Consider the following 25,453-nt stretch of genomic DNA (forward strand, 5'->3'; position numbering starts at 1 on the left):
TTCTCAATTTCATGATTTGTCCAGTGACGATAGCGAAGAGGTCACACCCGTTCCCATGCCGAACACGGAAGTTAAGCTCTTCAGCGCCGATGGTAGTTGGGGGCTCTCCCCCTGTGAGAGTAGGACGTCGCTGGGCAAGTACTAATAAAGGGGCCTTAGCTCAGCTGGGAGAGCGCCTGCTTTGCACGCAGGAGGTCAGCGGTTCGATCCCGCTAGGCTCCACCATTAACTTTATATGCTTTAATTATTTGGCGGTGTAGCTCAGCTGGCTAGAGCGTACGGTTCATACCCGTGAGGTCGGGGGTTCGATCCCCTCCGCCGCTACCAAATAATCTTTTGCGGAGGAATACCCAAGTCCGGCTGAAGGGATCGGTCTTGAAAACCGACAGGGGCTTCACGGCCCGCGGGGGTTCGAATCCCTCTTCCTCCGCCATAATCTGGTCCCGTGGTGTAGCGGTTAACATGCCTGCCTGTCACGCAGGAGATCGCCGGTTCGATCCCGGTCGGGACCGCCATTTTATTTACGTTGACGAAGAGATTCGCAGCTTATCGATATTACACCCTTTACTTGACGAGAAGCAAGAAGGTCAAGTAAACAAGGGAGATGACGTTCGAGCGTACTGATGTACGTGAGAAAAGGAGTCGAGTGCAGTTGACGAAGAGATTCGCAGCTTATCGGCAAGTAAACATGGAGGGGTAGCGAAGTGGCTAAACGCGGCGGACTGTAAATCCGCTCCCTCAGGGTTCGGCGGTTCGAATCCGTCCCCCTCCACCATGTTTAGGGGTATAGTTTAACGGTAAAACGAAGGTCTCCAAAACCTTTGATGTGGGTTCGATTCCTGCTACCCCTGCCAATTTCATTTACTGTGGCGGTCATGGCGAAGCTGGTTAACGCACCGGATTGTGGTTCCGGCATGCATGGGTTCGAATCCCATTGATCGCCCCATTATTTTAATTACAACTTAGGGCTATAGCCAAGCGGTAAGGCAACGGATTTTGATTCCGTCATGCGCAGGTTCGAATCCTGCTAGCCCTGCCATTTTTTATTTGCGGGAGTAGTTCAGTGGTAGAACACCACCTTGCCAAGGTGGGGGTCGCGAGTTCGAATCTCGTCTTCCGCTCCACGCGCCCGTAGCTCAATTGGATAGAGCGTCTGACTACGGATCAGAAGGTTAGGGGTTCGACTCCTCTCGGGCGCGCCATCTTAATTTAATATTGAAGAATAACACACGCGGGTGTAGTTTAGTGGTAAAACCTCAGCCTTCCAAGCTGATGATGTGAGTTCGATTCTCATCACCCGCTCCATTGCTATGCTTAAAACGACATACCTTCAATAACTTGGGCCTGTAGCTCAGCTGGTTAGAGCGCACGCCTGATAAGCGTGAGGTCGGTGGTTCGAGTCCACTCAGGCCCACCATTCTGCTTTAGTTCCACAGTAGTTTGCCTATTCTGCTTGTAGAACCATTGGAGGAGTACCCAAGTGACTGAAGGTGCGGGCCTGCTAAGGGTTTAGGTCGTGTAGCTGCGAGAGGGTCCAAATCTTCCCTTCTCCGCCATTAATTTTTTATGGCCCGTTGGTCAAGTGGTTAAGACACCGCCCTTTCACGGCGGTAACACGGGTTCGAATCCCGTACGGGTCACCATCTTAATTAACCAGAATATCGCAGCTTAGGGATATTAAAATAGGAGCCATTAGCTCAGTTGGTAGAGCATCTGACTTTTAATCAGAGGGTCGAAGGTTCGAGTCCTTCATGGCTCACCATTTATACATAGTTTAACAAGGTGCTTACAGGCAGCCTTGTTTTTTTATGTCCTTTTTTATCCGAAAGCAGAAAGTATGATCCGAGGACCTTACAGTTATAAGACCTCGCTGTAGTAGATTCTTCCTTTTCCAATTGCGACTGCTTCGACATGCAGATTCGAAGCTTTGCTGGCAAAGAAAGAAGCACAAGCGCAGGATTGCCGGCACCGTGGTGGAAAGCTGAAGGTACGCTGGCTTCATTTATAATTACCAAGTCTTAAAGATAATTCAAATAGCAGCAATATAGACAAACGAGCTTATTACTCCTAAACAGACATCTTCACCTCCAATTATTTCATACAACAGGAATTTAAGTAAGAAACTGGAGCATGCTTTAGCAGCCACTTAATATAAATTTTAAAAAATTTCACGAATTTATGAAAGCGCTGTGATCCGGTCAAGCTAAAGGAATAGAGCAGATTTTTCACTGTTATTATAGGAAAAAAGATTTATTAATCTGAGCAAATGCCTTGTACGAAAGGGTTTTCACATGTTTTAATGAGAAACATTGATGAATGAGACTCGCCTGTATATACAGGAATTTAAATCTTAGAACCTATTGGAGTGATTTAATCATGGCAATTCAACAAGATAATAAAACTTATTCATTTTTACTAAATAACGAGTGGAGAGAAAGTGAATCAGGCAAAACAATTGAGATTCAATCTCCAGATGATAAAAGTGTGGTAGGGCATGTTCCTTCCATGACTCAGGCAGAAACAGATGAAGCCGCAAGAGCAAGTAAAGCGGCTCAGGCTGAGTGGGCTGACACTCCTCTTGACGAGCGTGTTGCTCTGCTTCATCGCTGGGCTGATGAACTTGAGAAAATGGAAGATGAAATTGGTGACATCATTCAGCGTGAAGTTGGAAAAGGCTTATCTTCAGCTAAAGCTGAAGTAACAAGAACATCTGAATTAATCCGCTACACAGCTGAACAGGGCCTTCGTGTAAAAGGCGAATATATGACAGGGGACGGATTCCCCGGAGGCGGTAAGAACAAAAAAGCAATGGTCCAAAAAGTCCCGCATGGTGTCGTACTCGCTATTTCTCCTTTTAACTATCCGGTAAACCTGGCTGCGGCAAAAATTGCACCGGCTCTGGTAACAGGAAACGCCGTTCTCTTTAAACCGGCTACCCAGGGAGCAATCAGTGGTATTAAAATGATTGAAGCTCTTGTAAAAGCAGGTCTTCCAAAAGGCGTATTAAACGTTGTTACAGGACGTGGTTCTGTTATCGGTGATTTCATCGTGACGCACCCTGATGTGGATATGATCAGCTTCACAGGGGGTACAAAGACAGGTAAACACATTGCAAAAGAAGCTTCCATGATTCCTGTGGTTCTGGAGCTTGGCGGTAAGGACCCTGCGATTGTACTTGAGGATGCAGACCTTGATAAAGCAGCCGGTGAAATCGTTGGCGGAGCATTCAGCTACTCCGGCCAGCGTTGTACAGCGATCAAGCGTGTTCTTGTGATGGACAGTGTCGCTGATGATCTTATTGGGAAGCTGAAAGAAAAGATTGAAGGACTGAAGGTAGGAAAAGCATCTGAAGGTGCAGGTGTTGTACCAATGATCAACGATAAGTCAGCAGACTATGTAGAAGCCCTGATCGAAGATGCGAAGGAAAAAGGTGCCAAGGTGGTTACAACTGGTGAGCGTCAGGATAACCTCCTGCACCCTACACTTCTTGATAACGTTACTGAGAACATGCGTGTAGCATGGGAAGAGCAATTCGGACCTGTCCTTCCTGTCATTCGCATCAACAGCGCATATCAAGCGATTGACCTGGAACGACGTAACGACTATGGTCTTCAGGCAAGTATCTTTACAAAGAACATGGACGATGCATTTAAGATTGCGGACAAACTGGAAGTAGGTACTGTTCAGTTGAATGGCAAAACATCCCGTGGTCCCGACCACTTCCCATTCCTGGGGGTAAAAAACTCCGGACAAGGTGTACAGGGAATTGGCCGCAGCATTGATTCTATGCTCCGTGACAAAGTTACAGTCATTAACCTCTAATTATGTAAATGGGTATATGAAATCCCCTGCCTGACCGGCGGGGGATTATTTTGTACTTAGTAAGTAGTCACATAAAACCATTTCTGCAGCCGGAATACAAGAGGTTTCCAAAAGAAAGGTCATCTTCATATTCATCGAGAAGGTGTGTATACAGACCGTCTTCGTTGTTCCAAATTATTTCGAAATACAGGTTTACATCCTCTGCAATAGCTGTCTGATTGGACGCTGTAATTTTTATACTGGCATCAAGGTTAAAGTCATCGAGGTTTCTCCGGGTAAAGTTAGAAGAGCCTCCAATTATAACTGATTCATTTTCCTTTTGGAGCAGCATCATTTTTTTGTATGGTACTGTTCTTTATCAATATTAAACCAGCGAATATCAATAGCACCACCGGATTGTTCGTAAATCTCCCGGGCAGAGGGACGATTGGGGAGGCCGTGTGTTTCCTGTGAAAAGGAATAACTGTTGGGATCAAGAACAATCCGGATATCAGTCCCCCTTGAGGAAGCATCCAGGAGGGCGTCAACGATAGAATCCTTTGCAAGGTAGTAAGCTCCTATATAGATCCGGTCGTCCCTCTCAGCTGATTCTGTTACTTTAATGAGGTGATCTTTAACTTTGCTTTCAGTCAGGTGCTGAGCCTTAAGTTGTTGCTCTCCTGATCCTTCAATTTCTTCTGCACGATCTTCATAGAGAAAGTCCTCCGCGGATGGAAAGGGAAGATTTGCGTCTGAGGAAAAAGAAGCAACGCTTTTTTCAGAAGACCAGATATCTTCAACAACCGGTCCGGTAACGCGAAAGCCGATGTTACTGTATAAGGCACTCCCATCGTGAGGATTGGCCGATGTGATAAACCCCTCTTTTTCAGACACAACGACTTTTCTGTGATTTGCTTTCAGGTTAAGTAATTTTAAATAAGAACGGGTTGTCAAAGAGGGAGCATCATCACTGAGAGGGTGAGAGATCCAGCCGTTATTTCCCCGGCCGAACCACTGAAAAAAAGTCCTGTAAAAGCTGGAGTAAATCGGCTTTCCATCTCGCAGGGGCGTGAGATTGCTTACGACAGTATGTATTCTTGCGTTTTCAAGTTGCTCAAGATGAATCGAGTCGTGAGAGCCGTAGCCTGTATTGAACTCGTCAGTAATGAAAATGACTTCAATGGAAGGATCGGCTTCTTTTTTTGCCACCAGGGCTTCTGTAATACGCCCGCTTACCCGGGGCATATCGTGGTCTCTGTCATGGTAGGCGTTAAACAGGAACATATCCAGAAGCAAATGGCTTTCTGCTCTGTCGATGACTTCAATAATCTCATCGTAAATAGATTGATCGTAAACCCATTCACCGTCTTCATTCTGGTAGGTGAGGTCATAGTAAAACTGTGCATCAGCAATCGTATGCTCTTCACCTTCAAAACTCACACCTTCAGGGAGCGGTTTAAATAAACCGTAAAAAGCAACGGTTGTAAGGGTGATGATAAGAAAGAGCAGAAGGAAATAAAACAGGTTTCGTTTATCTTTCAGTATTGAGTTCATACAACGATTCTCCTTTGGTGCAACTACTCTAAAGGTACCCTTTCTCTGTATGAAAAAACGACTCTCATTAAGAGAGCCGTTTCACGTTTATCACTTTAGAATCCGCCGAACAAATCTTCTTCGGAGATTTCCTCTGCATTTTCAATAACCTCTCCAGGTACTTCCAGATCATCAATTCCGTTAAAGTTAGTAAAAAGGATGTGAATGTTCTGCTTCAAATCAAGCTCAAACATTCCGTCATCAACAGTAGTGTCCATATAAATATTCGCTTCTGTGTTGTAGAACGTTTCACGGTCAATAAACAATTCATACTCAAGTTCGTGAACGTCCATGCTGTCCAGAGCATCACCATACATTTCACTCATACCGTCGCCTGTAATGGATGAAATCTGTTCTTTCAGGGCGTCCGTATCAAGGCCGTCCCCTTTCAATGTCACGATATAGTGATCTTCCTCTGTTTCCACAGTCAGTTCTTCGATGTTGTCTTTAAATGGCTGCAGCTGTTCTTCAGGACTCATCTGAACATCTGATAGTGCCATCATTTCCTCCATAAAAGAGTCGGGAAGTTTAAACCAGCCTCCTGCATTTGGGTCTTCCATGAAAAAGCCGTGTTCTTCCGAGAAGTACGTATCATAGTTCATGGAAATGCCCATCATATCCATTGTCGTTGTCTGGAACATTGTTAATGGTTCCATAAGAACATCAATCTCTGATTCCATATCCATTTCCTGAGTATCTCCGTCCGCACTCATTTCCTGCGTACTTTTCATACTCATAGAGTAGCTGGTGAGCTCTTCCATGGCTTCTTCTGACTTGAGCAGGATTTCTTCGGCTGTTAATCCGTCATCACTCTCAGCTGAACAAGCTGCGGTGAGGATGATTACACCGGATAGGCAGCTTGCCAATAATACTTTCTTCATATCGCGTTACCCCCAAAAAAGTTGTATTGTATCTGGACTATTATTCCATACGTTCCGGGGGGAGGAAAGTTTCGGAAGAAGTGCTTTTTCTTACATTAAATCATGGAATCGGGACTAAAGTTTCGTATTGCATCTTTATTCCTCTTCTAATTCGTAACGTTTGATACCCATCAGCCTTTCTTTGGTCCAATAGTGGCTGAACCGTGGATCGACAATGGAAACCCCGTCATCTTCTCTTACAACAATCAGCTGCGTATTGCCGATGTAGATGGCAGGAAGGGGATTGTTATTATCTGAGCGGAAAAAGAATACATCACCTGGTTGTTCATCACCGTGTTTCACAGTTTCTCCATACTGCCACTGCTTTTTCAGGGAACGGGGAAAATTTCGATCATACCTGTGATAAAGGTAATGAAGAAACCCGCTGCGGTTAAACCCTTTCTCAGGGGAACTGCCCTTTCGATGATAAGGGACGTTAAGGAGCCCGTATGCCTTATCGACAATCGGATGATTGCGGTTAACCTGAAGCCTGTCAAACCTCTTTACACCTGTAAAGTGGCGCATCCAGGAATCACCCAGATATGAGATCGTTGTTTCTCCTTCTTCACCACTGGCATGAATAAAAAAACGTTCGCCTAAATAGATTCCCGTATGAGATATTCCTTTCTGCCAGGTTCCGGAAAAATAGATGACATCACCCGGTTTTGCCTTTTCCAAAGGAATGGTTTCTCCAACTTCAAACTGGTGATAGGTGATGCGTGGCAGGTGAATATTCATCACTTCAAAAGCGTGCTGAACAAGAAATGAGCAGTCAAAGGCAGCGAGAGTATCCCCGGTAAGTCTGTAGGGTCGATGTAAAAGAGAGATAGCTTCTGTTATGGCAGGGTGACTGTGTTTTAAATGGGTTGCAGGTGTAAGCATCTTTTTTTCCTTATCTGTCAGACGCCTGCCTTCAATAAAGCGTTTTTTCCAGTAAGCATCCTGTGAAAGGTTACGAATGGCAACGCCGTCTTTTGTAGCTGTAACAAAATCATGATTAGAAAGGTAAATACCTGTGAGTGTGCTTTTGTTCCCTTTAAAGAACAAGAGATCTCCTTCCTTAAGTACGGATTTCTTCACTTTTTTTCCGAGTTCCTGCTGAAGCCGGGCATGGCGGGACAGGAGTACTCCCTCAATCTGTTCGTACATGTACTGGGTCAGTGTGGCTGTGGAAAATCCCTGTTCAGGCGACTTTCCCCTCCCGTTATAAGGTGTACCGCCGAGGTCTTTCCCTAACTGGTCAAAGGAAACCGTGGTCTCTTCCAGGCCAGTAAGTTCAGGCAGTGAAACACTGACAGACTGAGTAGCATTGTCGAAGGAATCTGTTGTTCTAACCACGGAAAACTCTGAATAAAGGTGCAGCAGAAAACCTGTTGTCAGGATGATTAAAAATATGATTACGTTTTTGCTCATTGTCGTTCCAACTCACTTTTTCTCCGGCTTTATTGTCAGTGTATCAATGTGCAGGGAAATCCATACACATTTACTGTGAGGTTGATTTGAAACTTTCATGGATTATGTTTCGTAAACAAGTAGAGTAGACAAAATGGAACGAAGGGGGCAATTTATTATGGAATCCATTAACTGGACACTTGTGACACCGATACTTGTCATTCAGCTTATTTTAATGACTGCAGCATTAATCGATTGTATAAAAAAGGATAAGGTTAACGGACCCAAATGGCTTTGGGTTCTTGTTATTATTTTCGCTAATATGATCGGTCCTGTCCTCTACTTTATTTTCGGAAGGAAACCTAACGAATGAGTGTGATGAGTACAGAGCAATTAACGAAGTCCTTCGGCGGGGTGAAGGCAGTAAAGGAACTCGATATTATAATTCGGGAGGGAGCCTGTACAGCCTTGCTTGGCCCGAATGGGGCAGGGAAGACGACGACTCTTAACATGCTGGCAGGCTTAAGCAAGCCAACCTCAGGGAAGGTGAGGTTTCTGGGGAAAGACGGAGGAGATCACCGGGGGCATATTGGATACTTGCCTCAGTACCCGACATTTTACGGTTGGATGAGCGGGATTGAGTATGTGAGCTATCTGGGGGAACTGTCGGGCTTGCCGAAAAAAGATGCGGTTCGTAAAGGGGAGGAGCTTCTTTCCCTTGTGGGACTTGAAAAAGATATGAAGAAAAAGACTGCCGGTTATTCCGGCGGGATGAAACAGCGGCTCGGTATAGCACAGGCGTTGATTCATGATCCGAAACTGGTTATTCTTGACGAGCCTGTGTCGGCACTTGACCCCCACGGCAGGAGGGAAGTCCTTGAACTTATGAGGGAAATGAAGAAAAAAACGACCATTTTGTTTTCGACGCATGTTCTTCATGATGCTGAAGAGATAAGTGATGACATTTATATCATGAAAGAAGGGAAAGTGATCGCTGAAGGAAGTCTTGTGGAGCTTCAGAAAAAATATCAGCAGCCGGCCGTACATATTGAAACCGAGAAAAACCTGAACGAATGGAGCGAAAATCTTCTTACGGCGGAGTGGATAAGAAATGCAGAAATCAAAGAGAAGGCGGTTACATTAACGGTGAGTGATTTACATCAGGCAAGAGTTGCAATCCTTAATGACCCTGCGTTTCATCTTCTGCAGCCTGTCCGTTTTGAAATTGTAAAAACAAGTCTGGAGGATTTGTTTATGCAGGTGACGAAATCATGAGGCAGTGGACGGTTTTATACAAAAAAGAGCTGAAAGAGCAGTGGCGCAGCTTTAAGTGGCTGTGGGTCCCCCTTGTGTTTATGCTCCTTGGCATGATGCAGCCTGTCACGGCTTTCTATCTGCCGGAGATCATGGAGCAGTTTGGCGGGCTTCCTGAAGGAGCGGTTTTTGATATTCCGTTACCCGGAGGGGGGCAGGTGATTGCAGAAACTCTCGGTCAGTTTAGTCAGATTGGTACGTTAATCCTCGTTCTGGCCTTTATGGGGACCATTGTAAATGAGCGTGTGCAGGGGACGTGGGTTATGGTCCTCGTGAAGCCTGTTTCCTATGCTAACTTTATTACTGCAAAATGGGCCGGTGTTGCGACAATTGTAACAGTATCTTACGTGCTGGGTCTGGCTGCGGGCATTTATTATACCGTTCTGCTTATAGAATCAGTACCCGTTGGTCCGGTTATAAGTGGTGCACTCATTTTTCTGCTCTGGCTTTTGTTTCTTATTACGCTGTTACTGTTATTCAGCAGTCTTTTTAAATCGAGCGCGGCTGTGGCTTTTTTAACCCTCGGTATCGCGATCGTACTTTCCCTGATAAGCGGGGTGTTACCTGAATTTATGGAATGGTCTCCCGGTATGCTTACCTCACACAGTTATGAATGGTTGATCACGGGAGAACCACGTGACGGGCTCTGGCTTCCCGTCACGGTAACCGCAGTTCTCATTGCATGTATGATCTCGCTGAGTGTGTACAGTGTAAAACGTAAGGAAGTCATATCATCGTAAGGACGTGATCGAATGGGAAAAAAACAAGCTGTGCTCGACCGGATTGAAGATGGTCAGTGGGCAGTGCTTCTTGTTGGCGAAGAAGAAAAGGAAGTAATCCTGCCAATACAGAAAGTGCCTCCTAAAAGTAAGGAAGGGGACTGGTTCATTGTCACCTTCGTCGAAGACACCGTATCGAGTGTGGTACTCGATGAGGAAAAAACAACATCGATGCAAAGTTCCATTCAATCCAAGCTCCAGCAGCTGAAAAAGAAAAAACAAAGCCGTTATAAGAATGAAAAGTAATACAAATGTATAGCAAGTCCCCCTTTGTCCTCTTGCGGCAGAGGGGGACTTTTTCACTTTAAACCGGTGGGGGACTGTCCCCCGAACAATTGTGTAAATCGGTTTTTTGGGGAGGGGGGTTTGTCACCCGAATAAGTCTGTTTTTGTCACATATATATGAAAGCATAGTCGCTGCCTCTGCCTATACGTGAATCGATGTACAAAGGCCGGGCCCCTGTTAAATATTCAACCATGAACAGGCACATATATGCTTTCATTTTCATGTCAGAAAGGGTGAAAAAACCATTGCACATCCTCGTATGCATTAAGCAGGTACCGGATACGAAGATCATTAAAGTAAACCCGAAAACGAATACTCTCGACCGCTCCAGTGCACCGGCGATTTTAAATCCATATGATGCCCACGCTGTAGAAGAAGCAGTGAGACTGAGAGAAGTACACGGTGGAAAAGTAACCGTTCTTTCCATGGGGCCGCCCCAGGCCAAAAACGCCATACGAAAATGTGTGGAAATCGGCGCAGATGAAGGAATCCTTATCTCTGACAGGCGTTTTGCCGGAGCAGATACCCTTGCTACGAGCTACGCTCTTTACAAAGCCATTGAGAGAATCCAAAAGCTTGAAGGAGTCGACCTTATTTTATGCGGAAAGCACGCTATTGACGGTGATACGGGACAAACCGGGCCCGGTATTGCCAGAAGACTTGGGATTCCACCTCTTACATGCGTAAACAAAGTAGCGGAGGTAAATCGAAAAGAACAGCGCATTCAGGTTCATCGAAAAGTAGAAGAAGGATACGAGCTTATTGAATCAGCCCTTCCATGTCTTTTAACAGTAGAAAAAGAAATCAACGAGGTAAGCTACTCTCCTCTTCCTAACATGATCCGGGCTGCCCGCTATGAGCCTTCGATCTGGACAGTGGACGACTTAGAGGATGTAGACATTAAACAGCTCGGCCTGAAAGGATCACCGACAATTGTAGGGAAAATGTGGCCTCCGGAAAAAAGTAAAGGTGCAAAACTCTTTGAAGGTGAGGCCGGACAGCAAGTAAAAGACGTGATGGATGTAATGTTGAAAGAGCGTGAACTGTTTGCAGGGAAAGGCGGCGATTGAAGGCATGAAAGTTAATATTGATGACTACCGCGGAGTGTGGGTGTACATTGAGCAAAAAGAAGGACAGCTTCTTGATGTCGGTCTTGAGCTCCTGGCAGCGGGAAGGGACCTTGCGGATAAACTTGAAGTGGATTTATGCGGTGTGCTGCTTGGTGAAGGGGTTACCTCACTGACGAAGGACGTTTTTGAAGCGGGTGCTGATAAAGTCTACCTCATCGATGACACTGTGCTTCACTATTACCGGACAGAAACGTACATGACAGCAGTCGGTGACCTGGTGCGGAAATATAAGCCGGAGATCTTTCTGTACGGCGCGACTTCCAACGGGAAGGATCTGGCCAGTGCTGTAGCTACAGATGTCCTCTGCGGTCTTACTGCAGATACGACGCTGATGGATGTAGATGTGGAAAAGCGTCTGTTCGAAGCAAGCCGCCCTGCATTTGGAGGGAACATTATGGCGACCATCCTCTGTAAAAAGCACAGGCCCCAGATGGCTACTGTAAGACCGAAAGTAATCAAACGCCTCCCGCTTCAGGCTGGAAGGACCGGAGAAGTCATTGAAGAAACAATCAATGTGAAAGAAGAAGATCTCCAGACTAAGGTGCTCAAAATTGTGAAGGATGCAAAAAAAGCAGTGAACCTGGAAGAGGCGAGCGTTATAGTGGCTGCCGGGAAAGGCATAAAGGATGAAAAAGGATTTGCCATGGTCCGGGAACTGGCTGAAACGTTAAATGCCTCACTAGGAGCCAGCCGGGATGTAGTTGAAGCAGGTATTTGCGGTCATGATCACCAGGTTGGGCAGACAGGGGTGACGGTTACTCCGAAAGTATATATCGCCATAGGCATATCCGGGGCTATCCAGCACCTTGTGGGGATGCAAAACTCGGAACTGATCATAGCCATAAACAACGACAGGGAAGCTCCCATTTTCCAGGCAGCCCACTACGGCCTCGTGGCGGATGCCTTCACCGTTGTTCCCATGCTTACAACCGCCTTTAAGGAAGCACTGTCTCATAGTGAAACCGAGGAAGGGGTGACTTCTCGTGGCTGATAAATTCGATGTGATTGTTGTAGGAGCAGGTCCTGCCGGAACGAGCTGTGCGTACACAGCGGCAAAAGCCGGTCTTAATGTGCTCCTTATTGAAAGGGGAGAATACCCGGGATCAAAGAACGTGATGGGCGGGATTCTCTACCGGAAGCAGATGGAAGAGATTATTCCTGAATTTTGGAAAGAAGCCCCGCTGGAGCGCCCGGTCGTCGAGCAGCGGTTCTGGTTTTTGGATAAAGAATCGATGGTGACGACGAGCTATAAAGGACTTGAATGGGGAAAAGAACCGTTTAATAACTTCACGGTTCTCCGGGCTAAATTTGACCGCTGGTTTGCCGCTAAAGCGGTTGAGCAGGGAGCCCTTCTTATCAATGAAACTGTCGTCACGGAGTGTATTGTGGAAGACAACCGGGTTGTCGGTGTCAGAACTGACCGGCCCGCCGGAGAGGTATATGCAGACGTCGTTGTTTTAGCTGACGGGGTGAACTCTCTTCTCGGAAAAAGCATCGGTTTTCATAAAGAATGGAAGCCGGATGAAGTCGCACTTACTGTAATGGAAGTCTTGAATCTGCCGAAGAAAACAATCAATGAACGGTTCAATGTAGCTGACGATCAGGGTGTGAGCGTGGAGATTTTCGGGGATTCCACTCAGGGACTGCTTGGAACGGCGTTTCTTTACACGAATAAAGACAGTCTGAACATTGGCGTGGGCACGACGTTATCCGGCATGATCAAGAAAAAACTCAAGCCGTATCACCTCCTCGAGTATGTAAAGGGACATCCGATGATCCGTCCCTATATTGAAGGGGGAGAGACATCGGAATATCTTGCCCACCTCATTCCTGAAGGAGGCTACAAATCGGTTCCCCGTCTGGTAGGCAACGGTGTCATGATTGTCGGTGACGCAGCCCAGTTTGTGAACGCCATTCACAGGGAAGGCTCAAACATGGCAATGAGCTCAGGGAAGATGGCCGCTGAAGCCATCGTTAGGGCAAAAGAACTGGATGACTTTACAGAGCGCACACTGGACTCTTATCGAAAAGAGCTGTACAACAGTTTCATTGGAAAAGATCTGAAAAAATATAAAGATGTCACCCATACCTTTGAAGAACATCCACAGTATTTTACCGACTACATTCCAATGATGAATAAGGCAGCCAATTCCTTCTTCACCGTGGACGGAAGTCCGAAAAAAGAAAAGCAGAGCAGGATCATTAAAAGTATTACCGAAGGGAAAGGAAAAATCGCCGTCGCCAAGGATTTATACCGAGCATGGAAGGTGATGAAATAATGGCTAAAACGATTGAAGAGAAACAGTACCTTGTCCGTTTCCGCTGTGACACAAAGTCACATCTTGAGGTAAAGGACGAAAATGTGTGTCTTACATCGTGCCCGGATAAAGATTGTACGATTTTTTGCCCGGCAGATGTCTATAAGTGGGAAGGAGACCGGATGCACGTGGGCTATGAAGGTTGCCACGAATGCGGCAGCTGCAGGATCGGGTGTCCTGCTGACAATATTAAGTGGGAATACCCGAAAGGCGGGCACGGTATTGTCTTCAGGCTGGCGTGAGGATAGTAATCGGACCTGGTTAGGCTGGGTGTTTATAGTGAAATTTGTCGAATGACCGATATCCGGCCGGATTAGACGGATAAAACCTTTAATTAGACCGGTCAAAAGGTTGAAATGGACCGATAAAAGCTCAAAGAAGAGGATGTTCGAATTATCGAACATCCTTTTTCTTATCTCTCCAATAATACTTAATTGCTTCAAGATCGATCTTATCTGATGGGGTGGTATCGGCTTGGAGCACATGCTCCATTAGGTCGAGGGCTTCACGGTTATCCTCTTCATGATTGGATGCGGTACAGTCTGAAGGGAGATAGAGCTTATAGCCCCGCATGTAGGCGTCATTCGCTGTGAAATGCACGCACATGTTTCCTGCTACCCCTGTAATGATGAGGGATTTGACGTTCAGGTATTCAAGGAGAAGATCCAGTGGAGTGTTGAAAAAAGCTGAAAACTGGGGCTTTAAAACGAAATAATCGTCATCTTCAGGCTCAAGAAGCTTCGTAATTTCATGACCCCGTACGTCTTCCTGAATGCAATGGTCCACAAGGGCCTGAAAATCAGACTGCCAGCGCCCGTAATTATCATTTATATACAGTACGGGTATGTTGAGTTCTTTTGCCTGTTTTTTCAGACGGGCAATCTTCTCGGCCATAGGTTTTGCATAGCGGATCAGCTTTTCCCCGTCTGCAAATTCAAAGTCATTGATCACATCAACCAGTAACAGGGCGACATGCTGATATTCTGTTACATGAGGATTATTGTTTGGAGTTGCCATAGTAACGACGCCTCTCTTTCTGTTAAAATAGACGATATGCAAAAGGGTTGGAGCAATGGAGAAGAACGGTACTTACTTTTCCCATAAATGGGTTTGATAAAACATAGTCGTCGAAAGGAGTCAGTCAATTGGATAAGGAAATGGAACTGCTTCGTCTGCTTGAAAAAGACGGGCGTATGCCGGTAAAAACAATTGCTAAAATGCTTGATGTTTCTGAAGAGGAAATTGAGGATATGATGAGGGACCTTGAAAAACGCAAGGTGATCCTTGGTTACTCCGGGATTGTTGACTGGACAAAGGTGGACAGCCCTGAAGGGATTACAGCGATGATTGATGTAAAAGTACAGCCGAAAAGAGGTGTCGGCTTTGATGAAGTAGCTGAGCGTATCTACCGTTTTAAGGAGGTAAAAGCTCTTTATCTCATGTCAGGTACGTATGACTTAAGTGTCGTCATTGAAGGGAGAACGATGTCCGAAGTGGGTCAGTTTGTATCTGAAAAGCTGTCTACACTGGAATCTGTTCTTTCAACCACCACACACTTCCAGCTGAAAAAATACAAGCATGACGGTGTTGTTTTTGAAGATGGAGACGAAGATCACCGCATCGTGGTATCGCCATGACCAATCACTATTTGTCCGAAGCCGTTGAACGTATACAACCGTCGGGAATCCGGAAGTTTTTCGATCTGGCCTCTTCTATGGACAACATTATTTCTCTCGGGGTCGGGGAGCCTGATTATGCTACTCCGTGGAATATTCGTGAAGCAAGCATAGCCTCATTAGAGCGGGGTATGACTTCCTACACGGCCAATGCCGGGATACTGGAGCTGCGAGAGGAAATCAGCCGTTACTTAAACCGGGAATTTCATACTCTTTATGATCCTGAAAATGAAGTCATAGTTACAGCCGGGGCAAGTGAAGCCATTGATCTTGCTATGCGCTCCACAGTAAACCCCGGTGATGAGGTGCTCGTAGTGGAACCGAGCTTCGTATCGTATGCGCCTCTCGTTTCGTTAATCGGAGGCGTGCCGGTTTCTGTACCCACGTCGATTGAAAATGGCTTCAAGGTTACGGCAGACCAGATTGCAGAGCGGGTAACGGATCGCACACGTGGTATCCTGTTATGCTTTCCTAACAACCCTACAGGAACGGTGATGACCAAAGAAGAGCTCGAACAGGTGGCCACTGTTATTGAGAAGCACGATCTGATTGTTTACTCTGACGAGATTTATGCAGAGATGACATACGACGGCCGGCATGTCAGTGTTCCTGCCCTTAAAGGAATGAGGGAGCGAACCGTATTAATCAGCGGGTTTTCAAAAGCCTTTGCCATGACCGGCTGGCGTCTTGGGTACGTCTGTGCGCCGGCTCCAATTGCAGCAGGCATGCTGAAAATTCACCAGTATGCCATGATGTGTGCGTCAACAATGGCACAGTACGGGGCACTTGAGGCGCTGAGAAACGGGAAAGATGAAATGCTCGAAATGGTTGAGAGCTACAGACAGCGGCGAAACTTCTTTGTGAGCTCGTTAAAGGACATCGGTCTCGACTGTCATACACCGGGAGGGGCGTTCTACGCATTTCCTTCTATTAAATCAACAGGGCTGTCCTCAGAAGCGTTTGCTGAAAAACTGCTGTTTGCCGAGCGGATAGCGGTCGTCCCAGGTAACGTATTCGGGGAAGGCGGAGAAGGACACATCCGCTGTTCCTACGCTACATCGCTTTCCCAGCTTGAGGAGGCAGTGGACCGGATCGATTCTTTCTTAAAGGAAATAAAATAGTTGCAAAAAAGCCAGCAGAGGAAATTGAAAATCTCCTCACTGGCCGTATAATTACACACAAAAAAACGAGGCAGAAGCGCGGTCGAAATGCCGCTTCTTCTGCCTCGTTAAAGGGGGAATACAAGATTGTATACACCAAACATTGTACCCAGCCTACTGATGTCTATACATTAAAATCAAAATTTCTTAACATGTCAATCCCAAACTGCTCATTTACACAATTGTTCGGGGGACAGACCCCAAAACACCAAACACCAAAACACCAAAACACCAAAACAGTTCTCTTAAACGCCGCCGCGAATGATTGTATTGAGGAATGCAAGTACGATTGCAATTGGAACGACAAATTTAACCAGGACGTACCAGAGGTTAAATAAGCTTCGCTTGAATGCAGATCCTTTCTGCATTTCTTCATACAGGTCATCTTTCTTAATCTTAAGCGGTGCAAAAATAGCAATAAGCAGAGCACCTAACGGCAGCATGATATTACTCACAAGATAATCGAGTGCATCAAAGAACGTCATTCCAAAAATGAGAACATCGTCCATTATCCCGTAGGACAAGGCTGATGGAATCCCCATTACGAAAATAAGAAGTCCGCAGGCCCATGCTGCTTTCTTACGCTTGGCAGGATCGTTTTTCGTCACAGATGCAACAACCATTTCAAGCAGTGAGAATGCTGATGTTAATGTTGCGAACAACAAGAGTGCCATAAAGGCCACAAAGAACACACCGCCTAGTGGGATTTCACTGAAAACAGTCGGCAGTACGATGAAAATAAGCGGCGGTCCTTCTGCAGGCTCGAGCCCGAATGAGAAGACGGCCGGGAAAATAGCCAGCCCTGCGAGAATAGAAATAAAAATCGTCAGTCCGACAATGGAAACCGCTGAGCGCGGCAGGCTTTCATTTGACTTCAGGTACGAACTGTACGTCACCATGATGGAAACACCCAGGCTTAAACTGAAGAATGCCTGTCCGAGGGCATAAAGTACGGTTTGTCCTGTAACAGATGAAAAGTCAGGGAGGAGGAAAAACTCCACACCTTCCATTGCCCCGGGCAACGTCACAGAGCGAATAACAATAATAATGAACAGAATAAACAAAGCCGGCATCATCAGCTTACTTACACGCTCGATTCCTTTTTGCACACCGCCTTGAACGACAAGGATGGTCATGAGCATGAAAATTAAGTGAGCGGAAATAGCAAGGACAGGGCTGCTGATAGTCTGCCCGAATAACTGCTCGAACTCCTCAGCACCCCTTCCGCCTATTCCTTCAGTAATCGAGCGGGCAAAGTAAACAACAATCCAACCCCCTACTACACTGTAGAAAGAGAGAAGGAAAAATGATGTAGCTACACCAAGCTTTCCAATCCAGTGCCAGAATGTACCTGGAGCAAGCATCCGGTATGCTGTAACTGCTTCGTGCTGGGTTTTCCGCCCAATCGTAAACTCCGTAAGCAATAGTGGCAGTCCTAAGAAGATCGTAAATAATAAGAAGATAAGAAAGAATGCACCACCGCCACTGGTACCTGCCACATAGGGCAGCTTCCAAATTGCACCGAGTCCGATAGCCGAACCAGCTGCAGCTAAAATAAATCCAAGTTTGGATGTCCACTGATCTTGCTTTTGGGACATAGTCAGTACCTCCTCTAACGCAATGTATTTATCAGAAAAGTGTCGTTTTTTCTGCAATATTTTTCTACTATAAAGCGTTGCATCACTAATGTCAACGGAAGTTTTCCTCTGGCATTCATTGTTAAACACTCGCATCTCAAATTATGTAAATGTGGACAAGTAAGAGAAGGAAGTCCCCCAGCCCCCGTGGAATGCGCAGGGTATGCCGGCTTCATCTGTTAATCCTCGTTAGAAGACACTATTAAGGAAACAACGGAGTTTTTAAGATCCGGCCACAATTGACCGATCAGTAAGATTATGTTATAAAAGACAAGGTTAGTTCCAGCGTGATGTATGAATTTAGGAACAATGGAAAATTTACCTTTTTGTCACAAAAGAAAAGCTGTGATATAATTAACCAGTTAATAAATAGCTATAGGAGTTGTTCTCATGTCAGGTAAATATGAAGTAGGCAGCATTGTCGAAGGAAAAGTTACTGGGATTAAGCCTTTTGGTGCGTTCGTAGCATTAGACGATCAAAAACAAGGTCTTGTTCACATCTCACACATCGCTCACGGTTTCGTTAAAGATATTAACGAGCACCTTTCTGTTGGCGACGAAGTAAAAGTTAAAATTCTAAGCGTAGACGAAGAGTCCGGCAAGATCTCTCTTTCTATCCGCGAAACTCAGCCAAAACCTGAGCGTCCGGCACGCACAGAGCGTCCAAAGCGTCAAGGCCAGGGCGGCGGTGGCGGAGCGAAACGCCACACAAACGAAAAGCCACAAGGCTTCAACACGCTTGAAGAAAAACTTAAAGGCTGGTTAAAACAGTCTAATGAGATTCAAGCAGATCTTAACAAGCGCGCAAAAAAATAAAGCAAAGGATTTCCCAGAATCCAGCTTTCCAAAGACAAAAAGAGGCAGCTCCCGAGAGTTGCCTCCTTTTTTTGTACTTTACTTCCTTATTTGATCCCTCAAGGTCTGGGACCGAATGGTCTGGATTACCGCTGAGGTTCCGGGCTGCGTTCCAACTCTTCGTCCGGTTTGAATAGAATGGAGATACAGTAAAGCCCAGCCAAACCAACAAGTGCATAGATAAAACGTGAAAAACCAGCAGCTTGTCCGCCAAAAATGGCCGCTACAAGGTCAAACCGGAAGAATCCGATTAGTCCCCAGTTTACTGCTCCAATAATCGCCAAAACAAGAGCTGTGCGTTGAATACCGCTCATTCGCTCCTCACCTCCTTATCGGGGTTCATTCTTAACTCAAGAAGCTAATGCTCCTTTCCTTATAATGATTAAAAGAGACGTGAACTATACATCTGTATAAAATTACCGGTTATTGCACATTTCTTTACATGACTTCTTTTTGTGATAGATAATAAAGGGGATTGAAATTGAGCTCAATAAAGGAGTGGCAATAATGGACAACTTTATTTATCAGAATCCTACCCGCCTCATTTTTGGGGAAGGTCAAGTTAAAGAACAGCTGGCAGAACAGCTTAAACCATTTGGACAAAATGTTCTTCTCGTATACGGTGGAGGAAGTATTAAACGTAACGGGATTTATGATGAAGTGACCGGCATTTTAAACGAAGGGGGATTTAACGTAACTGAACAGTCAGGGGTTGATCCGAATCCTCGACTCTCCACGGTTCATAAAGGTGTGGAACTTTGCCGTGAGAAAAACATCGATGTACTCCTTGCAGTCGGAGGGGGAAGTGTTATTGATTGCACCAAGGCGATTGCAGCCGGCGCGAAGTATGATGGTGATGCATGGGATCTCGTGACGAAAAAAGCAGTGCCCGAATCGGCTTTGCCATTTGGTACGATTCTTACGCTTGCTGCAACGGGATCGGAAATGAATGCAGGATCTGTTATTACTAACTGGGAAACACAGGAGAAGTACGGCTGGGGCAGCCCGCATACGTTCCCTCAATTCTCCATTCTGGACCCTGCCAACACTCTTTCTGTGCCGAAAGATCACACCATTTACGGTATAGTGGATATGATGAGTCACGTCCTGGAACAATATTTTCACCAGCAGACAAACACTCCTCTTCAGGAAAAGATGTGTGAAGCTGTGTTAAATACTGTCATCGAAGCAGGTCCGAATCTTGTGCAAAACCTGGATGATGTGAAGCTCCGTGAAACGATTCTCTATTCAGGTACAATTGCCTTAAACGGCTCACTGCAAATGGGCACCCGCGGTGACTGGGCATCCCATAACATTGAGCATGCCGTATCCGCTGTGTATGACATCCCACACGCAGGAGGACTGGCCATTCTCTTCCCGCAGTGGCTCAGACACCACCTTGACCTAGGTGAGCGAAAGCTTGTTCAGCTTGCTGTGAATGTTTGGGGAGTCGACCCAGAAGGTAAATCCAATTTTGAAGTAGCTGAAGAGGGCATTCAGCGTCTGGAAAGGTTCTGGTCAGAACTTGGAGCACCCAGCCGACTGGCTGATTACGACATTGATGACAGCAAGGTTGAAGTCATGGCTGATAAAGCAATGGCTAACGGACCGTTCGGCAACTTTAATTCGCTGGAAAAAGAAGATGTTATTGCGATCCTAAGAGCAGCATTATAGGAAGGAAAACGGGGCACCCTGACGAGTGTCTCGTTTTTTCTTATTGGTTGCGCTTACAAAAGTGAATCAGCTTGATTATTTGTCCGTGTTTTAATAAAGTGATACGTGGAAGAGTAAGATAAGTGATTTTATACTCATTTAATGGAGGTATAAGAAATGGCAAAAACCCTTTCTTTTGATTACAAAAAAGCATCAGATTTTTTATCCCAGCATGAAGTCGATCACCTGGCCGGAGCAGTAGAATCCGCTCACGAAGCATTACATAACGGCACAGGTGCAGGTAATGACTTTCTTGGCTGGATGGACCTGCCTGTAAACTACGACGAAGAAGAATTCACACGCATCCAGAAAGCTGCGGAGAAAATCAAAGCCGATACGGACGTTCTGCTTGTAGTGGGTATCGGAGGTTCATACCTTGGTGCGAGAGCGGCGATCGAAGCTCTTAACCACTCTTTCTACAACGTACTGGCAAAAGAACAGCGCAACACTCCGCAGGTGTTTTTCGTAGGAAACAACATCAGTTCCACATATGTTCGTGACCTTCTTGATGTACTTGAAGGAAAAGACGTATCAATCAACGTTATTTCAAAATCAGGAACAACAACGGAGCCCGCAATCGCATTCCGTATTTTCCGCGAATATGTTGAGAAAAAGTACGGGGTTGAAGAAGCACGCAAGCGTATCTACGCTACTACGGATAAAGAAAAAGGTGCTCTTAAGCAGCTTGCGAACGAAGAAGGATACGAGTCCTTTGTTATCCCTGATGACGTAGGCGGCCGTTTCTCCATTCTAACAGCGGTAGGCCTTCTCCCGATTGCAGCAAGCGGTCTTGACATTGAAGCGATGATGAAGGGGGCGGCAGATGCCCGCGAAGCCTACAGCAGCAAAAACCTTGCTGAAAACGAAGCGTATCAGTACGCGGCCGTTCGTAACGCCCTTTACAACAAAGGCAAAACTGTTGAACTCATGGTCAACTACGAGCCATCTCTTCACTTTGTAAGCGAGTGGTGGAAACAGCTTTACGGAGAAAGCGAAGGAAAAGACGGCAAGGGAATCTTCCCGGCTGCAGCTGACTTTTCCACTGACCTTCACTCTCTTGGACAGTATGTTCAGGACGGTCGCCGTGACCTGTTCGAAACAGTGCTGAACGTTGAAAACGTCCGGGAAGAGATGAAGCTTACAGAGTCTAAAGACGATCTTGATAACCTGAACTACCTTGCAGGCCAGACAATGGACTTTGTTAACAAAAAGGCATACGAAGGAACCATGCTTGCTCACACGGACGGAAACGTTCCTAACCTTGTGTTAAACATTCCTGAGTTGAACGAGTATCACTTCGGCTATCTTGTATACTTCTTTGAAAAAGCATGTGCGTTGAGCGGCTACCTGTTAGGCGTAAACCCATTCGACCAGCCTGGTGTAGAAGCGTACAAGAAAAACATGTTCGCTTTACTCGGTAAACCAGGGTTTGAAGAAGAAAAAGCAGAGCTTGAAAAACGATTGAAATAAGTTTTGATGAGATTCTTCCGCCGGTGCGTCCATATGCCGGCGGATTTTTAATTGAGAAAACTCCCTGGAGAGGTTTATGGAGAACTTTGGACGGTTTATAAATAACTTCTTACCTTTTATCCAGAGTTAACAGGGTTTTATGGAGAACTTTAAATGATTTATAAAGAACTTCGCACCACATAAAGAGAATTAGACACCATTCGTCAAGTTCAGCAACACCCAGCTCAACTGAAATAAAAACCCCATCCCCGGAACATACTAACAAAAACGATGTTCTGGAGGTGGGGATGTGATTGAGGTGCAATCTCCCTTAGAAAACCAAGAATACGAATTGATTGAGCTTGAACAAAAATTAAAGCCCCTCGGCTACGTCATTGGCGGGGGATGGGAGTATGATCACGGCTATTTTGACTATGTTATGAACGACGAATCAAGCTACTTATGTGTAAGGCTTCCGTTTTTTGCAACAGACGGTGAGCTTGACCGAAAAGGGGTGGAGGTTCAGCTTGGACGACCGTTTTTACTCGCTCACAAATACCAGCGCGGTCTTGACGACAATGTCCAGGACCCTAACCCTCTTACGAATCAGTTTTCTGAGCCGCAGGATCCGGATGCAGAGTTTCCGGAAGAATGGATTAAAACGGGAAAAGAATACATCAAAGAACTGGAGCAGGTCATTCTTCACGACATGCAAATCAGTCCAAGGAATTAGCAAAGATGACAGCTCGTAAGGATAAAAACGACCTTATGAGCTGCCATCTTATTTCTTTTTCTTTACCAGTACAACCAGGTGGTCTCCCTCTTTGAGCTCGTAACTGTCAGGAGGGAGCAGCTCAGCTGAATCGTCTCTCCAGATCCCCAGCAGGTGTTCTCCGTCAAAATTCCAGTCCTCAATAAGTTCACCGTACTCAAGCCCAATGCATTCTTCAGGCAGTTTTCTTAATTCCATTTTATTTTTCGTATCGGTTTGAAGCAAAGTAAGCATTAATTTACTTACGCCGTGACACTCAGGGCCGTTATGCATGAGAGAACTTAGGAGCACAGAGCTTTGGACGAGTTCATCGGCACCGGCTCGCCGGGCATTAATAATTTGAGATTCTGTTATGATTTCTGCAATCGTATAAAGCTTAGGGTTTACACCTTTAATTGTAAGGATTGAAAGAATGGTTTTAGAGTCAGCAGAGTGTTCATCGGTGTGGGAATCTGCTGTGATAATCGCAGTATGAGCCTCATGTATATTGGCCTTATATAAAACCTGATCATGGCTTGCAGGTCCTCTTACAAAATGTACCCAGGTAAGGTCTGAAGGTTTTTTCTCGAGCGTTTCATCAACAAGGACCACTTGAGCCTTTTCGTTTTGTTTCTTAATTTCTTTAAGTAAGAGCCGTGTGCGTTCATTCCAGCCTACGATGATGATGTGTCCTTTTCGATGGAATTTATATTTCCCACGTTCAATGTTGTCTTTCGTTGTTATAGCTGAAGTAGCCACGTTTGTCAGGTAAAAAGAAAATATACCTACTCCCGTCAGGATTAAGAGAACACCGGTGATTCTGCCAAGAACGGATTCAGGTACAAAATCCCCGTAACCGACAGTAGAAATGGTCACGATAGCCCACCAAAAGCCGTCAAACATATCCGGGTAAACGCCGGGTTCAAGATAGTGAATGGTTGTTCCAAAAATAAGAATGATTAAAAATAAGGCCGTTAATAACCGAATGATATTCATTAATTGATTAGATGCAGAAGAAATCAGACCACTGGTAAACCTGAACATTGAACCACCTCCTCTTCATACCTCTTTCCATTATTGACAGTTTGAAGTGAAAAACATTCATACTTTTGGTAAGATAGTAGTGGTTGGGGGGAGAACGTATGATACAGGCAATTGTTTTTGCAATTACAATGTTTATCGGATGGGTGATATTCGACGCCATTAAACACAAGAAGATTATCAAGGAAAACGTACTTGCCGGAGCCGCGGCAGGGGTTATAGCGGGAATCGTCTGGTACATCTTATTCGTCATTTTCTAACAAAAAATTTACGATTTATTAAAAAAACGCTTGATTCGACTTTCGGTATCGTCTATAATTCATTATTGTAAGATCAAACGGTATGGGGCATTAGCTCAGCTGGGAGAGCGCTTCGCTGGCAGCGAAGAGGTCAGCGGTTCGAGCCCGCTATGCTCCACCATATTTTTTGACAGCTTCATCTAACATTGTGAACAACGACGCGGTTTCTCGTCTTAACGAGGAGTTGCGTCGTTTTTTTATGATCCCAAAGATGTCCCTATTCGCGAGGAGAAACAAGTAGCTCCATGGTCTTAAACCAAGTAGTTTAAACAGGAAAAATCCGGTGAACTTAGAAGGAATTTACCACAAACTTGTTTCGCACCGCTCAAAAAGGGAAACTCTTCTTCGTAGTTATATAAAACATCATTTAGAAGAGGAGCATGAACATTGAAAAAAATCATTGCAGTATTTATCATCGCACTGGCAACTGTATTTGTTTTACCAGACGAAAAACGTGCCTCCGGACTTTTACATAACGGAAGCGCCGGAGATGAAGTAAAAGACGTACAGCATGTGTTAACCCAGTTAGGTTATTTTTCTTCAAACCAGACAGGATACTACGGACCTCAGACAACCGAAGCGGTAAGAGCCTTTCAGGGGGACTTTGGCTTACTCCAGGATGGTATTGCAGGTCCCGGAACCATGAAGAAAATAAGTAATGTGGAAGTTTTGGCAAAGGTGGTTCACGGAGAAGCCCGTGGTGAGTCATACGAAGGGAAGGTGGCAGTTGCAGCTGTTGTACTAAATCGCGTGGGAGACAATGAGTTTCCGTCTGACGTAAAAGGTGTCGTATTCCAGCGTAACGCATTTACAGCCGTTTTAGACGGGCAGTACAACCTTACTCCTGAGCGGGATGCTTACCGTGCCGTTAGAGATGCCTACACAGGCTGGGACCCTTCAAAAGGTTCTACATATTATTATAATCCGGATATCGCAACCTCTTCATGGATCTTCACCAGATCCCCGGTTGTAACAATCGGAAAACATATTTTTGCAGAGTAGGGCTGCAGCAGAAGTGTAATTTTCGATTTTTTGGAGCTCTGTCTATAATGTTGGCACAATAAATCCGGATTTATTGCGCCAAGAAGCAGATATACTATCAAAAACAAGCTTTATTCTATCAATAATGAATTTTATTCTGTCAAAAAAGCAATTTATTCTATCGAAAATGCAATTCTTTCTTCCAAAAGAAAAAAGCACATGCCAAGGAGAAGAGTTTATGGTAATATTCCCAGATTTCATTACATAATATGGGAAACCCCTCTTGGACCCCTTGAATGAATGTCCTAATGAACAAAAAAAGAAGACAAAAAAGCTGTCCCAAAAACACCATTTTGGG

The 25,453-nt window shown here is 45.4% G+C and carries 25 protein-coding genes, 15 tRNA genes and 1 rRNA gene; 33 read left to right on the plus strand and 8 right to left on the minus strand.

Annotated elements, in window-relative coordinates; translation table 11 throughout:
- Positions 1-19: 19 nt before the first annotated feature.
- The 16 genes from rrf to JSY36_RS10905 all read left to right on the plus strand — a co-directional run bounded on the left by rrf (position 20) and on the right by JSY36_RS10905 (position 3,822).
- Positions 20-136: ribosomal RNA gene (gene rrf / locus JSY36_RS10830) — 5S ribosomal RNA — on the plus strand.
- A 13-nt stretch (positions 137-149) separates the two neighbouring features.
- A tRNA-Ala gene (locus JSY36_RS10835) sits at positions 150-225 on the plus strand.
- 25 nt (positions 226-250) lie between these two features.
- Positions 251-327 (plus strand) — tRNA-Met (locus tag JSY36_RS10840).
- Positions 328-340: 13 nt separating this feature from the next.
- A tRNA-Ser gene (locus JSY36_RS10845) sits at positions 341-433 on the plus strand.
- Between the two features lie 6 nt (positions 434-439).
- Positions 440-515 (plus strand) — tRNA-Asp (locus tag JSY36_RS10850).
- Positions 516-690: 175 nt separating this feature from the next.
- A tRNA-Tyr gene (locus JSY36_RS10855) sits at positions 691-775 on the plus strand.
- Positions 776-780: 5 nt separating this feature from the next.
- Positions 781-854 (plus strand) — tRNA-Trp (locus JSY36_RS10860).
- Between the two features lie 15 nt (positions 855-869).
- Positions 870-946 (plus strand) — tRNA-His (locus JSY36_RS10865).
- Positions 947-964: 18 nt separating this feature from the next.
- A tRNA-Gln gene (locus tag JSY36_RS10870) sits at positions 965-1,039 on the plus strand.
- A 10-nt stretch (positions 1,040-1,049) separates the two neighbouring features.
- A tRNA-Gly gene (locus JSY36_RS10875) sits at positions 1,050-1,124 on the plus strand.
- A 1-nt stretch (position 1,125) separates the two neighbouring features.
- Positions 1,126-1,202 (plus strand) — tRNA-Arg (locus JSY36_RS10880).
- 29 nt (positions 1,203-1,231) lie between these two features.
- Positions 1,232-1,305: transfer RNA gene (locus JSY36_RS10885), tRNA-Gly, on the plus strand.
- 35 nt (positions 1,306-1,340) lie between these two features.
- Positions 1,341-1,417 (plus strand) — tRNA-Ile (locus JSY36_RS10890).
- Positions 1,418-1,568: 151 nt separating this feature from the next.
- Positions 1,569-1,643 (plus strand) — tRNA-Glu (locus tag JSY36_RS10895).
- A 43-nt stretch (positions 1,644-1,686) separates the two neighbouring features.
- Positions 1,687-1,762 (plus strand) — tRNA-Lys (locus tag JSY36_RS10900).
- Positions 1,763-2,376: 614 nt separating this feature from the next.
- Positions 2,377-3,822: an NADP-dependent glyceraldehyde-3-phosphate dehydrogenase gene (locus JSY36_RS10905; protein ID WP_205166443.1), complete on the plus strand. Its 1,446-nt coding sequence runs from the start codon at positions 2,377-2,379 to the stop codon at positions 3,820-3,822.
- A gap of 67 nt (positions 3,823-3,889) precedes the next feature.
- Here JSY36_RS10905 and JSY36_RS10910 read toward each other — a convergent pair whose 3' ends face one another.
- The 4 genes from JSY36_RS10910 to JSY36_RS10925 all read right to left on the minus strand — a co-directional run bounded on the left by JSY36_RS10910 (position 3,890) and on the right by JSY36_RS10925 (position 7,727).
- A complete protein-coding gene (locus JSY36_RS10910) occupies positions 3,890-4,156 on the minus strand; it encodes a phospholipase D-like domain-containing protein (protein WP_205166444.1) in 267 nt (88 codons plus the stop codon).
- The gene (locus JSY36_RS10915; protein ID WP_205166445.1) at positions 4,153-5,355 is read right to left on the minus strand and encodes a phospholipase D-like domain-containing protein; all 1,203 of its coding nucleotides are present in this window, start codon (positions 5,353-5,355) and stop codon (positions 4,153-4,155) included. The genes JSY36_RS10910 and JSY36_RS10915 overlap by 4 nt, the downstream gene beginning before the upstream one ends.
- 95 nt (positions 5,356-5,450) lie before the next feature.
- The gene (locus tag JSY36_RS10920; protein ID WP_205166446.1) at positions 5,451-6,275 is read right to left on the minus strand and encodes a DUF6612 family protein; all 825 of its coding nucleotides are present in this window, start codon (positions 6,273-6,275) and stop codon (positions 5,451-5,453) included.
- A 135-nt stretch (positions 6,276-6,410) separates the two neighbouring features.
- A complete protein-coding gene (locus JSY36_RS10925; protein ID WP_205166447.1) occupies positions 6,411-7,727 on the minus strand; it encodes a C40 family peptidase in 1,317 nt (438 codons plus the stop codon).
- Between the two features lie 157 nt (positions 7,728-7,884).
- Here JSY36_RS10925 and JSY36_RS10930 point away from each other — a divergent pair, with 157 nt between their 5' ends.
- The 8 genes from JSY36_RS10930 to JSY36_RS10965 all read left to right on the plus strand — a co-directional run bounded on the left by JSY36_RS10930 (position 7,885) and on the right by JSY36_RS10965 (position 13,775).
- Positions 7,885-8,079 carry a PLD nuclease N-terminal domain-containing protein gene (locus JSY36_RS10930; RefSeq protein WP_122898384.1) on the plus strand — a complete coding sequence of 65 codons (195 nt, stop codon included), beginning with the start codon at positions 7,885-7,887 and terminating at the stop codon, positions 8,077-8,079.
- Positions 8,076-8,981 carry an ABC transporter ATP-binding protein gene (locus tag JSY36_RS10935; RefSeq protein WP_205166448.1) on the plus strand — a complete coding sequence of 302 codons (906 nt, stop codon included), beginning with the start codon at positions 8,076-8,078 and terminating at the stop codon, positions 8,979-8,981. Before JSY36_RS10930 ends, JSY36_RS10935 begins: the two co-directional genes overlap by 4 nt.
- Positions 8,978-9,760, plus strand: a complete 783-nt coding sequence (locus JSY36_RS10940; protein WP_205166449.1) for an ABC transporter permease — start codon at positions 8,978-8,980, stop codon at positions 9,758-9,760. The genes JSY36_RS10935 and JSY36_RS10940 overlap by 4 nt, the downstream gene beginning before the upstream one ends.
- 12 nt (positions 9,761-9,772) lie before the next feature.
- Positions 9,773-10,045 carry a DUF3006 domain-containing protein gene (locus JSY36_RS10945; protein ID WP_122898378.1) on the plus strand — a complete coding sequence of 91 codons (273 nt, stop codon included), beginning with the start codon at positions 9,773-9,775 and terminating at the stop codon, positions 10,043-10,045.
- A gap of 285 nt (positions 10,046-10,330) precedes the next feature.
- Positions 10,331-11,155 carry an electron transfer flavoprotein subunit beta/FixA family protein gene (locus JSY36_RS10950; RefSeq protein WP_236784798.1) on the plus strand — a complete coding sequence of 275 codons (825 nt, stop codon included), beginning with the start codon at positions 10,331-10,333 and terminating at the stop codon, positions 11,153-11,155.
- A 4-nt stretch (positions 11,156-11,159) separates the two neighbouring features.
- The gene (locus tag JSY36_RS10955) at positions 11,160-12,206 is read left to right on the plus strand and encodes an electron transfer flavoprotein subunit alpha/FixB family protein (RefSeq protein ID WP_205166451.1); all 1,047 of its coding nucleotides are present in this window, start codon (positions 11,160-11,162) and stop codon (positions 12,204-12,206) included.
- Entirely contained in the window at positions 12,199-13,494 is a 1,296-nt protein-coding gene (locus JSY36_RS10960) for an FAD-dependent oxidoreductase (RefSeq protein WP_205166452.1), read from the plus strand. The genes JSY36_RS10955 and JSY36_RS10960 overlap by 8 nt, the downstream gene beginning before the upstream one ends.
- Positions 13,476-13,775, plus strand: a complete 300-nt coding sequence (locus tag JSY36_RS10965; protein ID WP_122898372.1) for a ferredoxin family protein — start codon at positions 13,476-13,478, stop codon at positions 13,773-13,775. The genes JSY36_RS10960 and JSY36_RS10965 overlap by 19 nt, the downstream gene beginning before the upstream one ends.
- 151 nt (positions 13,776-13,926) lie before the next feature.
- Here JSY36_RS10965 and JSY36_RS10970 read toward each other — a convergent pair whose 3' ends face one another.
- Positions 13,927-14,550, minus strand: coding sequence for a cysteine hydrolase family protein (locus JSY36_RS10970; protein ID WP_122898370.1), 624 nt, complete (start codon positions 14,548-14,550; stop codon positions 13,927-13,929).
- 140 nt (positions 14,551-14,690) lie between these two features.
- On the opposite strand from JSY36_RS10970, the gene JSY36_RS10975 reads away from it, so the two are divergent.
- The gene (locus JSY36_RS10975) at positions 14,691-15,170 is read left to right on the plus strand and encodes an Lrp/AsnC family transcriptional regulator (protein ID WP_205166665.1); all 480 of its coding nucleotides are present in this window, start codon (positions 14,691-14,693) and stop codon (positions 15,168-15,170) included.
- Positions 15,167-16,330, plus strand: coding sequence for an aminotransferase (locus JSY36_RS10980; protein ID WP_205166453.1), 1,164 nt, complete (start codon positions 15,167-15,169; stop codon positions 16,328-16,330). The genes JSY36_RS10975 and JSY36_RS10980 overlap by 4 nt, the downstream gene beginning before the upstream one ends.
- A gap of 284 nt (positions 16,331-16,614) precedes the next feature.
- On the opposite strand, the gene JSY36_RS10985 is transcribed toward JSY36_RS10980, so the two are convergent.
- Positions 16,615-17,967, minus strand: coding sequence for a sodium-dependent transporter (locus tag JSY36_RS10985; protein ID WP_122898366.1), 1,353 nt, complete (start codon positions 17,965-17,967; stop codon positions 16,615-16,617).
- Between the two features lie 429 nt (positions 17,968-18,396).
- On the opposite strand from JSY36_RS10985, the gene yugI reads away from it, so the two are divergent.
- A complete protein-coding gene (yugI, locus tag JSY36_RS10990) occupies positions 18,397-18,822 on the plus strand; it encodes a S1 domain-containing post-transcriptional regulator GSP13 (protein WP_122898364.1) in 426 nt (141 codons plus the stop codon).
- Positions 18,823-18,947: 125 nt separating this feature from the next.
- Here yugI and JSY36_RS10995 read toward each other — a convergent pair whose 3' ends face one another.
- On the minus strand, positions 18,948-19,175 hold the full coding sequence (locus JSY36_RS10995; RefSeq protein WP_026690818.1) for a DUF378 domain-containing protein: 228 nt from the start codon (positions 19,173-19,175) through the stop codon (positions 18,948-18,950).
- Positions 19,176-19,368: 193 nt separating this feature from the next.
- Here JSY36_RS10995 and JSY36_RS11000 point away from each other — a divergent pair, with 193 nt between their 5' ends.
- The 3 genes from JSY36_RS11000 to JSY36_RS11010 all read left to right on the plus strand — a co-directional run bounded on the left by JSY36_RS11000 (position 19,369) and on the right by JSY36_RS11010 (position 22,756).
- Positions 19,369-20,535 (plus strand): iron-containing alcohol dehydrogenase, encoded by a 1,167-nt coding sequence (locus tag JSY36_RS11000; protein WP_205166454.1) that lies wholly within the window; start codon positions 19,369-19,371, stop codon positions 20,533-20,535.
- A gap of 156 nt (positions 20,536-20,691) precedes the next feature.
- Positions 20,692-22,044: a glucose-6-phosphate isomerase gene (locus JSY36_RS11005; RefSeq protein ID WP_205166455.1), complete on the plus strand. Its 1,353-nt coding sequence runs from the start codon at positions 20,692-20,694 to the stop codon at positions 22,042-22,044.
- 289 nt (positions 22,045-22,333) lie between these two features.
- Positions 22,334-22,756, plus strand: a complete 423-nt coding sequence (locus tag JSY36_RS11010) for a YugN-like family protein (protein WP_122898358.1) — start codon at positions 22,334-22,336, stop codon at positions 22,754-22,756.
- Between the two features lie 48 nt (positions 22,757-22,804).
- Here the strand turns inward: JSY36_RS11010 and JSY36_RS11015 are convergent, their stop codons facing one another.
- Positions 22,805-23,818, minus strand: a complete 1,014-nt coding sequence (locus JSY36_RS11015; RefSeq protein WP_205166456.1) for a potassium channel family protein — start codon at positions 23,816-23,818, stop codon at positions 22,805-22,807.
- A 98-nt stretch (positions 23,819-23,916) separates the two neighbouring features.
- Here JSY36_RS11015 and JSY36_RS11020 point away from each other — a divergent pair, with 98 nt between their 5' ends.
- The 3 genes from JSY36_RS11020 to JSY36_RS11030 all read left to right on the plus strand — a co-directional run bounded on the left by JSY36_RS11020 (position 23,917) and on the right by JSY36_RS11030 (position 25,116).
- Complete coding sequence (locus tag JSY36_RS11020; RefSeq protein ID WP_183163824.1) at positions 23,917-24,075, plus strand: hypothetical protein; 159 nt, start codon at positions 23,917-23,919, stop codon at positions 24,073-24,075.
- A gap of 84 nt (positions 24,076-24,159) precedes the next feature.
- A tRNA-Ala gene (locus tag JSY36_RS11025) sits at positions 24,160-24,235 on the plus strand.
- A gap of 266 nt (positions 24,236-24,501) precedes the next feature.
- Positions 24,502-25,116, plus strand: a complete 615-nt coding sequence (locus JSY36_RS11030) for a cell wall hydrolase (protein ID WP_122898354.1) — start codon at positions 24,502-24,504, stop codon at positions 25,114-25,116.
- Positions 25,117-25,453 lie beyond the last annotated feature (337 nt).

The organism is Alteribacter salitolerans (assembly GCF_016901055.1).
Classification (GTDB): domain Bacteria; phylum Bacillota; class Bacilli; order Bacillales; family Salisediminibacteriaceae; genus Alteribacter; species Alteribacter keqinensis.

Excerpts from the sequence above, each read along its gene's own strand:
- JSY36_RS10905 (WP_205166443.1), top strand. The coding sequence starts at position 2,377 with ATGGCAATTCAACAAGATAATAAAACTTATTCATTTTTACTAAATAAC.
- JSY36_RS10910 (WP_205166444.1), bottom strand. The coding sequence starts at position 4,156 with ATGATGCTGCTCCAAAAGGAAAATGAATCAGTTATAATTGGAGGCTCT.
- JSY36_RS10915 (WP_205166445.1), bottom strand. The coding sequence starts at position 5,355 with ATGAACTCAATACTGAAAGATAAACGAAACCTGTTTTATTTCCTTCTG.
- JSY36_RS10920 (WP_205166446.1), bottom strand. The coding sequence starts at position 6,275 with ATGAAGAAAGTATTATTGGCAAGCTGCCTATCCGGTGTAATCATCCTC.
- JSY36_RS10925 (WP_205166447.1), bottom strand. The coding sequence starts at position 7,727 with ATGAGCAAAAACGTAATCATATTTTTAATCATCCTGACAACAGGTTTT.
- JSY36_RS10930 (WP_122898384.1), top strand. The coding sequence starts at position 7,885 with ATGGAATCCATTAACTGGACACTTGTGACACCGATACTTGTCATTCAG.
- JSY36_RS10935 (WP_205166448.1), top strand. The coding sequence starts at position 8,076 with ATGAGTGTGATGAGTACAGAGCAATTAACGAAGTCCTTCGGCGGGGTG.
- JSY36_RS10940 (WP_205166449.1), top strand. The coding sequence starts at position 8,978 with ATGAGGCAGTGGACGGTTTTATACAAAAAAGAGCTGAAAGAGCAGTGG.
- JSY36_RS10945 (WP_122898378.1), top strand. The coding sequence starts at position 9,773 with ATGGGAAAAAAACAAGCTGTGCTCGACCGGATTGAAGATGGTCAGTGG.
- JSY36_RS10955 (WP_205166451.1), top strand. The coding sequence starts at position 11,160 with ATGAAAGTTAATATTGATGACTACCGCGGAGTGTGGGTGTACATTGAG.
- JSY36_RS10965 (WP_122898372.1), top strand. The coding sequence starts at position 13,476 with ATGGAAGGTGATGAAATAATGGCTAAAACGATTGAAGAGAAACAGTAC.
- JSY36_RS10970 (WP_122898370.1), bottom strand. The coding sequence starts at position 14,550 with ATGGCAACTCCAAACAATAATCCTCATGTAACAGAATATCAGCATGTC.
- JSY36_RS10975 (WP_205166665.1), top strand. The coding sequence starts at position 14,691 with ATGGAACTGCTTCGTCTGCTTGAAAAAGACGGGCGTATGCCGGTAAAA.
- JSY36_RS10980 (WP_205166453.1), top strand. The coding sequence starts at position 15,167 with ATGACCAATCACTATTTGTCCGAAGCCGTTGAACGTATACAACCGTCG.
- JSY36_RS10985 (WP_122898366.1), bottom strand. The coding sequence starts at position 17,967 with ATGTCCCAAAAGCAAGATCAGTGGACATCCAAACTTGGATTTATTTTA.
- yugI (WP_122898364.1), top strand. The coding sequence starts at position 18,397 with ATGTCAGGTAAATATGAAGTAGGCAGCATTGTCGAAGGAAAAGTTACT.
- JSY36_RS10995 (WP_026690818.1), bottom strand. The coding sequence starts at position 19,175 with ATGAGCGGTATTCAACGCACAGCTCTTGTTTTGGCGATTATTGGAGCA.
- JSY36_RS11000 (WP_205166454.1), top strand. The coding sequence starts at position 19,369 with ATGGACAACTTTATTTATCAGAATCCTACCCGCCTCATTTTTGGGGAA.
- JSY36_RS11005 (WP_205166455.1), top strand. The coding sequence starts at position 20,692 with ATGGCAAAAACCCTTTCTTTTGATTACAAAAAAGCATCAGATTTTTTA.
- JSY36_RS11015 (WP_205166456.1), bottom strand. The coding sequence starts at position 23,818 with ATGTTCAGGTTTACCAGTGGTCTGATTTCTTCTGCATCTAATCAATTA.
- JSY36_RS11020 (WP_183163824.1), top strand. The coding sequence starts at position 23,917 with ATGATACAGGCAATTGTTTTTGCAATTACAATGTTTATCGGATGGGTG.